We start from the raw sequence: 9,268 nt of genomic DNA on the forward strand, positions 1-9,268 counted from the left end.
CGTTCCTGGGCAGTCACCTCAACATTTCTTTCAATCCGTCCAAAAGGTTAAAGAACAACCTTTCAGCCGGCTCGCCTTATGCTTGAGGCCCACAGGACAAGTAAGGCTTCGTCAGCCTAAACATCGCACGACCGAAAATGACAGCTTTTGGGAGGACGTGGCGTTTTTAGTCTGCGTGCCTTCATTTAGCGGGCGCTTTCCGCTTTTCTATATTTTCACTAATTTAAAGCAGGTGAAACCATGAGTCCTATTGAAAAAATGACAAACGGTATGATAGATAAGATTTCGAATGAAGAAACGTGGATAACCATTGGGGAAGGCATCTTTAAAGTTATAGCGATTCTGATCGTGACGAGCATTCTGATCAGGATCGGCAAGCTGGCCATCCGTAATATTTTTAAAGTTAGGACGCCGTCAAGGCTCCGAATCTCAGAGCGCAGGGAAGCCACCCTTCTGAAGCTGCTGGAGAATATGCTCACATACGTGGCGTTTTTCGTTGCGGCGATCATGATATTATCGGTGCTGACAATTGATGTAAAAGCTCTTTTGGCCGGTGCCGGAATCGTAGGATTGGCTGTTGGGTTTGGGGCACAAAGTCTTGTAAAGGACATTATCACCGGATTTTTTATCATTTTTGAAGATCAGTTTTCGGTTGGGGATTATATCCGGATTGATCAATTTGAAGGAACGGTAGAAGAAATCGGATTGAGGACGACAAAGATAAAAAACTGGACAGGTGAAGTTCATATCCTTCCGAACGGAAGCATTATGCAGGTGACCAATTTTTCATTAAATAATAGTGTGGCTTTTGTGGATGTCAGCATTGCGTATGAAGGCGATATTGTAAAGGTTGAACAGGTCCTTCAGGAATTATTCGAAAAGCTCCCGGAAAAATATGAGGATATGGTTAAGCCGCCGGAAATTCTGGGCATCCAAAATATGGCGGCAGCTGATGTGATGCTGCGTGTAGTTTCAGAAACACTGCCAATGAGGCACTTTTATATTGCGCGCCAGCTGCGGAAGGAAATTAAGCTTTGTTTAGATGCGCATGGCATTGAAATTCCGTTCCCGCGACTTGTGATGTACACACGGAATGAACAGGATAACCCAAAACTGAATGCGGAGGGATAAACATGGAGCAAAAAGAATTTGATTTACATGATGTGGTGGAAATGAAAAAGCCACACCCATGCGGGGTTAACAAGTGGAAAATCATCCGGATGGGAGCAGATATCCGCATTAAGTGCGAAGGCTGCGGACACAGCGTAATGATCCCAAGAAGGGAATTCGCCCGCAAAATGAAGAAAATTCTTGTTAAGCATGAGGAATAAGAGACAAACTGCAGGGAGATGAGGTTCGTGGCACAAACGTTCAAGTCAGCCTGTCCCCTAAACTGCTGGGACAGCTGCGGCTTTCATGTAACAGTTGAAGACGGTAAGGTGACCAAGGTAGATGGCGATCAGAACCATCCAATAACAAAGGGGAAAATTTGCGGCCGCGGCAGAATGCTTGAAAGCAGGACCAATTCTCCGGAACGCCTCCTTCATCCGCTGAAGAAAGTGGATGGAGAATTTGTGCAAATTTCATGGGAGCAGGCTTTGCACGATATTTCCCTGAAAATGAAAGAGATAAAAGAAACGGCTGGCACCACTTCGGTCCTGCACAGCCATGACTATGCCAATGGAGGCTTGCTGACGAACCTGGATCAGCGCTTTTTTAACTGCTATGGCGGAGTGACTGAGCTGACGGGATCCATCTGCTGGGGAGCCGGCATTGAGGCCCAGAGCTGGGATTTCGGAGATGCGTATAGCCACGGGCCTGAAGATATTTTAAACAGCAGACATATTGTTGTCTGGGGCAGAAATGTCGCGCGCACCAATATGCACCTGTATCAAAAGCTGCAGGAGGCAAAGAAACAAGGTGCCAAGCTGTATGTAATTGATCCGATTTTTAATGCGACGGCCAAAATGGCGGACCGCTATTTTTCCATTAAGCCGGGGATGGATGGCTGGCTTGCGGCCGGCATCATGAAGGAAATGCTCCGTCTGGGCTTAGAAGATAGAAGTTTCATAGATAAATATTCTATTGGTTTTGAAGATCTGAATGAACTGCTGAGCAGTATAACGCTTGAGGAAGTGGCAGAGAAAACGGAAGTGCCTGCAGAGGTGATGACTGAGCTTGCGATGGTGTATGGGGACCGCCCTGTTTCCACTTTCTTTGGACTTGGCATGCAGCGCTATGAAAACGGCGGGAACACGATCCGGCTGATGGACGCTTTAATTGCCGTGAGCGGAAATATCGGCATTCCGGGCGGAGGCGCAAACTATGCCAACAGGCAGGTTGGGCAAAGCTTTGATGGGGCAGCCCTCACCCTCCCTGAACGGAAAACGGCTTTCAGGCAATTTACTATGATGCGGCAGGCAGAGGGAATTTTAACAGCAAAAGATCCTGAGATTAACATGATCTTCGTCACGTGCGGAAACCCTTTAACACAGGTCCCTGACTCATCAAGGGTACGCGATGCTTTTGCATCTGTTGAGACAGTCGTTGTGTTAGAGCAGTTTATGACAGATACGGCCAAAATGGCAGATTATGTGCTTCCGGTTGCCACAGTCTTTGAACAGGAAGATGTCTATTATTCTTCCATGTACCATCACTTTGTCAATCATGGTCCGAAGCTGGTTGAACCGCCGGGCGAAGCGAAGACTGATTTATGGGTTTGGACTGAGCTTTCTAAGCGTCTCGGATTCGGAGCCGATTTCGATTTTACAAGAGAAGAGTTTATCAGCATGGGCCTCGGTTCGCTTAAAGAGTATGGGATCACATTGGATAGCTTAAGGAGTTCTCACCATAAGGAGCTCCCGGTTAATACGGTGCCCTGGGCAGACCGGCAGTTTAAAACGCCAAGCGGCAAGTATGAATTTACCTCTGCTGCGGCGTTCCGAAAGGGTTTCGAAAGCAGGCTGACACTCGCTCTTCCCCGGGAAACCAAGTGGACGGACAAAGATCGTGCTGAGCAGTTTCCTTATACATTGGTGACCATTCATCCGCTTCGCTCCAATCATTCGCAGCATTATCCCCTTTTGAAGCCAGAGTCAAAGGCAAAGGTGGAAATTGCCAACAATATTGCTGATAAGCTTGGCCTGCAGGAAAAAGATTATGTCAAAGTGTGGAATGACCGCGGGGAAATGAAGGGCTTTGTCCATATTATGAAAAAAGCCCATCCGGATACCATCAATATTGATGAAGGCATCTGGGCAAAATTCGGCGGTCCCGTTAATAATCTTACTTCCAGCCTCGAATCGGACAATGGCCTTGGAAGCACATTGTATGACTGCCTTGTGAATATAGCGAAGGTTTAATAGCGGTGACAGGCACCTATACCAGTCAGGCAAAGTGGTATGGGTGCCTGTCACCTTTTCTTTACATTTCTCCGGCAACTATCTATAATTGTTAGAGGCTTGTTTAAATGAGAAACAATCGTATTTTTTATAGATGAAATAATGTTGAGGAGTGACTTGGATGGCTTTAACAGCTGGTATTGTAGGTTTGCCGAATGTCGGAAAGTCTACGTTGTTTAATGCAATTACCCAGGCAGGAGCGGAGTCTGCGAACTATCCGTTCTGTACAATTGATCCGAATGTGGGAATTGTTGAAGTGCCTGACCACCGTCTGAATAAATTAACTGAATTGGTTCAGCCGAAAAAGACTGTGCCAACGGCTTTCGAATTTACGGATATTGCCGGCATCGTAAAGGGTGCGAGCAAAGGGGAAGGTCTTGGGAATAAATTCCTGTCCCATATTCGTGAAGTAGATGCTATCTGCCAGGTTGTCCGCTGTTTTGCGGATGACAATATTACACACGTTGCAGGGAAAGTGGATCCAATCGATGATATAGAAGTCATCAATTTGGAATTGATTCTGGCTGATCTTGAATCAGTTGAAAAGCGAATTGGCCGCGTGAGCAAGCTGGCAAAGCAGAAGGATAAAGATTCTGTGTTTGAGCTGGAAATTCTGGAAAAATTAAAAGAAGCGTTTGAAGCAGACAAACCGGCGCGTACGGTTGAGTTTACTGAGGAACAGATGAAGCTTGTAAAAGGTCTACATCTGCTGACAATTAAACCTGTTCTTTACGTTGCGAACGTAAGCGAAGATGATGTAGCAGATCCTTCATCAAACGAATATGTACAGCAGGTTAAAGAATTTGCTGCAAAGGATAATGCGGAAGTCATTGTAATCTGTGCAAAAATTGAATCTGAAATTGCTGAGCTTGATGGGGAAGAGAAAGAAATGTTTCTTCAGGAGCTTGGAATCGAAGAATCCGGCCTTGACCAGCTGATTAGAGCAGCCTACAACCTGCTTGGACTGGCAACATACTTCACTGCCGGCGTACAGGAAGTCCGCGCCTGGACATTCCGCAAAGGCATGAAGGCTCCACAGTGTGCGGGAGTTATTCACTCAGACTTTGAAAAAGGCTTCATCCGTGCAGAAACGGTTTCCTATGACGACCTTGTTGCTGCAGGCAACATGACAGCTGCCAAAGAAGCAGGAAAAGTCCGCCTCGAAGGAAAAGAATATATTGTTAAAGACGGAGATGTCATGCACTTCCGCTTTAACGTTTAATTTGCTGAGAACCTCTATATTAGGGGTTCTTATTTTTCTATGCCCACAGTATGATGTTGATTTCAAGCGAAGTGACCGATATATGGAAAAAGTGAGATAACCCAGGGGATTTGACCGATATCATGCGGAAAGTGTCCGATAAACAGGTGAAAGTGACCGATAAAGCAGTCGGTCATCTCTGCTGCAGCGAAATCGATTTTCAAAATTAAAGTTCGAAAAGAAATCCTCTCTTAAATAAACTTCCATCTAGCAATTAACTCCAGCGTTATTGCTTTTGCATAATTAATGTGCTATAATTTCAACTTGTGAGTAATGAATATATTGCTCCTTGCCCTTTTGAAGGGCCGTTAGACCAAAAGGAGGTGAAAGTGATGAGAAAGTACGAAGTTATGTACATCATCCGCCCAAACATTGAAGATGAGGCTAAAAAAGCCCTAGTTGAGCGTTTCAACACAATCTTAACTGACAATGGTGCGGAGGTTTCTGAATCAAAGGATTGGGGTAAGCGTCGCCTTGCATACGAAATCAATGATTTCCGCGACGGCTACTACCAGCTAATGAACGTTAATGCTGAAGCAAAAGCAGTTGACGAGTTCACTCGTTTAGCTAAAATCAGCGAAGACATCATCCGTTACATCGTTGTTAAAGACGAAAAATAATAGATAAAGCCATTTTTACCGAGAGGAGTTGATTCTGATGATGAACCGTGTTGTTCTTGTCGGACGTTTGACAAAGGATCCTGATTTGCGGTATACCCCGAACGGAGTTCCTGTCGCTTCATTCACTCTTGCCGTGAATCGTACTTTTACGAATCAGCAAGGTGAGCGGGAGGCAGACTTTATCAACTGTGTGGTATGGAGAAAGCCAGCTGAAAACGTAGCGAACTTCCTTAAAAAAGGAAGTCTTGCAGGTGTAGATGGCCGGATTCAGTCCCGCAGCTATGAAGGCCAGGATGGAAAGCGTGTTTACGTGACAGAAGTCCAGGCTGAGAGTGTGCAATTCCTTGAGCCGAAGAATAATTCTGGCGGCCAGGGCGGCAACCCGAACTACGGCGGTCCAAGAGATCAGGATTTCCCATTTGGAAATAACAGCAATCAGAATCAACGCCAGGATAATCGTAATCAGGGCGGCTATACTCGCGTGGATCAGGACCCATTCGCAAATGACGGCCAAATCGACATTTCCGATGACGACCTGCCATTCTAATAGTGCCCGATTATGAACGGAAATATATAATCATAAAGCTAAAGGAGGTAACTGACCATGGCTGGAGGACGCAGAGGAGGACGTGCTAAACGTCGTAAGGTTTGCTTTTTCACTGCAAACGGAATCACTCACATCGACTACAAAGATGTGGATCTTCTTAAAAAATTCATCTCTGAGCGCGGTAAGATTTTACCACGTCGTGTAACTGGCACTAACGCTAAATACCAACGTAAATTAACGATTGCTATTAAGCGTGCGCGCCAAATGGCATTACTGCCATACGTTTCAGGTGAATAATTAATATGAAAAGACGCTGGTATCCGGCGTCTTTTTTATTATGCCTTCTTCTTTAATACGGGATTGTGTTAAAGTGCAAACCTGATGAAAAAGCCGGCATTCCCTCTTCCAAAATCGCGAAGGTTGAACCTGCATTTAATACTAGCTACAATAGACCTTATGAGTTGTCTTATTTGGATTGGTTCAAAAAGCAGGGAAAATGCTTTCCCCCTTTTTGGATACACAGTTTGAGGGGTGTATCAATGAATAATGTACATAAATTAACAGAGGGTTCAGTGCTTCTGGCTGTTTTTGCCGTGCTTCTTCTGATTTCGCTCTATGTGCCGTTTCTCGGTACCGTTTCGGTTTTCTTCCTGGCTCTTCCGTTTATTATGTTTGCGGCAAAAAATAACCGGGTGTATGCGATCGTATTTCTGACGGGAGGCATCCTGCTTTCTCTGATTATCGGTTCGTTTATGGCGCTGCCGCTTGTGCTGACATTTGGACTGACCGGGACAGTAATCGGCATTTTTATAAGTGAAAACAAAGGACGGCTGTCTTCCTTTATTGCGGGCACCCTGGTATTCCTTGCAGCGCTGCTGATCCTGTATGCGGCGGCAGTTGCTCTTTTTAATGTGAATATTATTCAAGAAGGCATCAATATGATGGAGGAGTCCATCCAAATTTCAGAAGGAGTGCTTGAAGGCTTTGGCCAGAATGCGGATAAAGCAGTCGAGCAATTTACTGAAGGCCTGAAAATGATTGAGACGCTGACGCCAAGTTTATTCGTCATGACATCGGTCATTTCCGTTTTTGTCATCCAGCTTGTCTCCTTTCCGATTGTCAAAAGATTCGGTATTAAAGTTGAAGGCTGGAAGCCATTCAGGGAAATGAGCCTGCCGAAAAGCATATTATGGTACTATCTCATTACCATTATAGCTTCTTTTCTTTTTAATCCGTCAGAAGGCAGCTACTGGTTTATGGCGCTTGTAAATATTGCTTTCATTCTGCAGATTTTCATGGTCATTCAAGGCCTGTCCCTGATTTTCTTTTTCAGTCATTTAAAGGGGTGGCCGAAAGCTGTGCCGGTCCTTGCAGCCGTATTTACATTTCTTATGCCATTTCTCCTTTATATTGTGAGGATATTAGGTATAATTGACTTAGGATTCGATTTAAGGCAAAGATTAGGAAAAAAGTGATAAACAACACTACTGTTTAGGAGCTGAAAACATGCCTTCGTATTTAGAAAAGCGGTCCATACGCTATCCGATTTTTGGATTGATGGGCATAACAGTGGTGCTTCTTGGTATATTGGCGTACTACAATTGGCTATTTGCTCTTATTGGGCTGCTTCTGGCCGTCCTTCCTTTCTACTATCTTTTTCAGCTGATTCAGAAGCATCGAAAGGAGACGGAAGAATATATCTCGACCCTTTCCTACAGGGTGAAAAAGGTTGGCGAAGAAGCTCTGATGGAAATGCCGATCGGGATCATGCTCATTAATGATGATTATTACATTGAATGGACCAATCCCTTTTTAGCATCCTGCTTCGATGAAGATACGCTAGTCGGAAGATCGCTTTATGATGTCGCGGATTCGCTTGTTCCACTGATCAAACAGGAAGTGGAAACCGAAATCATTACCCTTCACGACCGCAAATTCCGGGTGATTCATAAACCGGAAGAGCGCCTATTATACTTTTTTGATGTCACGGAACAGACAGAAATTGAAAAAATGTATCAGGAAGAACGGACGGTTATCGCTATTATTTTCCTTGATAATTATGATGAACTGACTCAGGGGATGGATGACCAGACAAAAAGCAGCCTCAATAGCCTGGTGACCCAGATATTGAATAAATGGGCACAGGACAATGGGGTATTCTTGAAGCGGGTATCCTCTGAGCGGTTTATCGCTGTATTTAATGAACATATACTGCAGCTTCTGGAAAAAGGCAAGTTCACGATTCTCGATGATGTCCGGGAAACCACCTCAAAGCAAAACGTTCCATTAACGTTAAGCGTGGGCGTCGGAACAGGGGTTTCTTCCCTCCCTGAGCTCGGTTCACTGGCTCAGTCCAGCTTAGACCTGGCATTAGGCCGCGGCGGAGACCAGGTGGCCATCAAACAGACGAACGGAAAGGTTAAATTCTTCGGGGGAAAAACCAATCCTGTTGAAAAAAGAACACGGGTCCGTGCACGAGTAATTTCCCATGCACTGAAGGAATTGATATCCGAAAGCGATAAAGTGATTATCATGGGCCATAAAAGCCCGGATATGGATGCGATTGGAGCGGCCATCGGCATTCAGAAAGTGGCGCGCCTGAATCAGCGTGAAGGCTATGTAGTTGTGAATTTCAATGAACTCGATACAGGCGTCAGAAGAATGATGAAGGAAATTGAAAGGAACGAAGAGCTCTTTTCTAAATTCATCACTCCTGAACAGGCGATGGAAATTGCAACAGACGATACCCTGCTTGTGGTCGTTGACACCCACAAGCCATCCATGGTGATTGAGGAAAAGCTGCTTCATAAAATTGAACATGTTGTCGTCATCGACCATCACCGCCGCGCTGAAGAATTCATCCATAATCCTCTTCTGGTTTATATGGAGCCATACGCCTCTTCCACAGCAGAACTGGTAACAGAGCTTCTGGAGTATCAGCCGAAAAACGGCCGAATCGAAATGCTGGAAGCAACAGCCCTGCTTGCCGGGATTATTGTTGATACGAAGAGTTTTTCACTGCGGACAGGGTCCAGGACGTTTGATGCGGCTTCCTATCTGCGCGGACAGGGTGCAGATACCGTGCTCGTCCAAAAGTTCTTAAAAGAGGATGTAGATACCTACATCAAGCGGGCTAAGCTGATTGAAACCGTTCAATTCTACAGAGAAGGTATTGCGATTGCAAAGGGACAGCCAGATCAAATATTTGACCAGGTGCTGATTGCCCAGACAGCGGATACCCTGCTGACAATGGATGGTGTGGTTGCTTCATTTGTCATTTCAAACCGCTCTGAAAACATGATAGGGGTCAGCGCACGTTCCCTCGGGGATATCAATGTCCAGGTGATCATGGAAAACCTTGAAGGCGGCGGACACTTAACTAACGCTGCCACACAGCTTCACGATGCAACACTTGATGATGTTGAGGTCCGTTTAAAAG

10 protein-coding genes are annotated in these 9,268 nt (G+C 45.3%); all 10 read left to right on the top strand.

Annotated features, from left to right (window positions below; genetic code table 11):
• Positions 1-244: hypothetical protein (locus tag ACEQ1T_RS24530; RefSeq protein ID WP_370225170.1), on the top strand; the 244-nt coding region annotated here is incomplete at its 5' end.
• Positions 241-1,131 (top strand): mechanosensitive ion channel family protein, encoded by an 891-nt coding sequence (locus tag ACEQ1T_RS24535; RefSeq protein WP_206841014.1) that lies wholly within the window; start codon positions 241-243, stop codon positions 1,129-1,131. The genes ACEQ1T_RS24530 and ACEQ1T_RS24535, both read left to right, overlap by 4 nt.
• Positions 1,132-1,133: 2 nt before the next feature.
• Entirely contained in the window at positions 1,134-1,331 is a 198-nt protein-coding gene (locus tag ACEQ1T_RS24540) for a DUF951 domain-containing protein (protein ID WP_061793278.1), read from the top strand.
• A gap of 27 nt (positions 1,332-1,358) precedes the next feature.
• The gene (locus tag ACEQ1T_RS24545; protein ID WP_370225172.1) at positions 1,359-3,362 is read left to right on the top strand and encodes a molybdopterin-dependent oxidoreductase; all 2,004 of its coding nucleotides are present in this window, start codon (positions 1,359-1,361) and stop codon (positions 3,360-3,362) included.
• Positions 3,363-3,522: 160 nt separating this feature from the next.
• A complete protein-coding gene (gene ychF, locus ACEQ1T_RS24550; protein WP_221877179.1) occupies positions 3,523-4,623 on the top strand; it encodes a redox-regulated ATPase YchF in 1,101 nt (366 codons plus the stop codon).
• 371 nt (positions 4,624-4,994) lie between these two features.
• Positions 4,995-5,282, top strand: a complete 288-nt coding sequence (gene rpsF / locus ACEQ1T_RS24555; RefSeq protein WP_009332474.1) for a 30S ribosomal protein S6 — start codon at positions 4,995-4,997, stop codon at positions 5,280-5,282.
• Positions 5,283-5,319: 37 nt separating this feature from the next.
• Entirely contained in the window at positions 5,320-5,829 is a 510-nt protein-coding gene (gene ssb / locus ACEQ1T_RS24560; RefSeq protein ID WP_206841007.1) for a single-stranded DNA-binding protein, read from the top strand.
• A 57-nt stretch (positions 5,830-5,886) separates the two neighbouring features.
• On the top strand, positions 5,887-6,126 hold the full coding sequence (gene rpsR, locus ACEQ1T_RS24565; protein ID WP_009332461.1) for a 30S ribosomal protein S18: 240 nt from the start codon (positions 5,887-5,889) through the stop codon (positions 6,124-6,126).
• 242 nt (positions 6,127-6,368) lie between these two features.
• Positions 6,369-7,304: a YybS family protein gene (locus ACEQ1T_RS24570; RefSeq protein ID WP_370225175.1), complete on the top strand. Its 936-nt coding sequence runs from the start codon at positions 6,369-6,371 to the stop codon at positions 7,302-7,304.
• A gap of 31 nt (positions 7,305-7,335) precedes the next feature.
• Positions 7,336-9,268: DHH family phosphoesterase (locus ACEQ1T_RS24575; RefSeq protein ID WP_370225177.1), on the top strand; the 1,933-nt coding region annotated here is incomplete at its 3' end.

Source organism: Cytobacillus sp. (assembly GCF_964223445.1).
Classification (GTDB): domain Bacteria; phylum Bacillota; class Bacilli; order Bacillales; family Cytobacillaceae; genus Cytobacillus.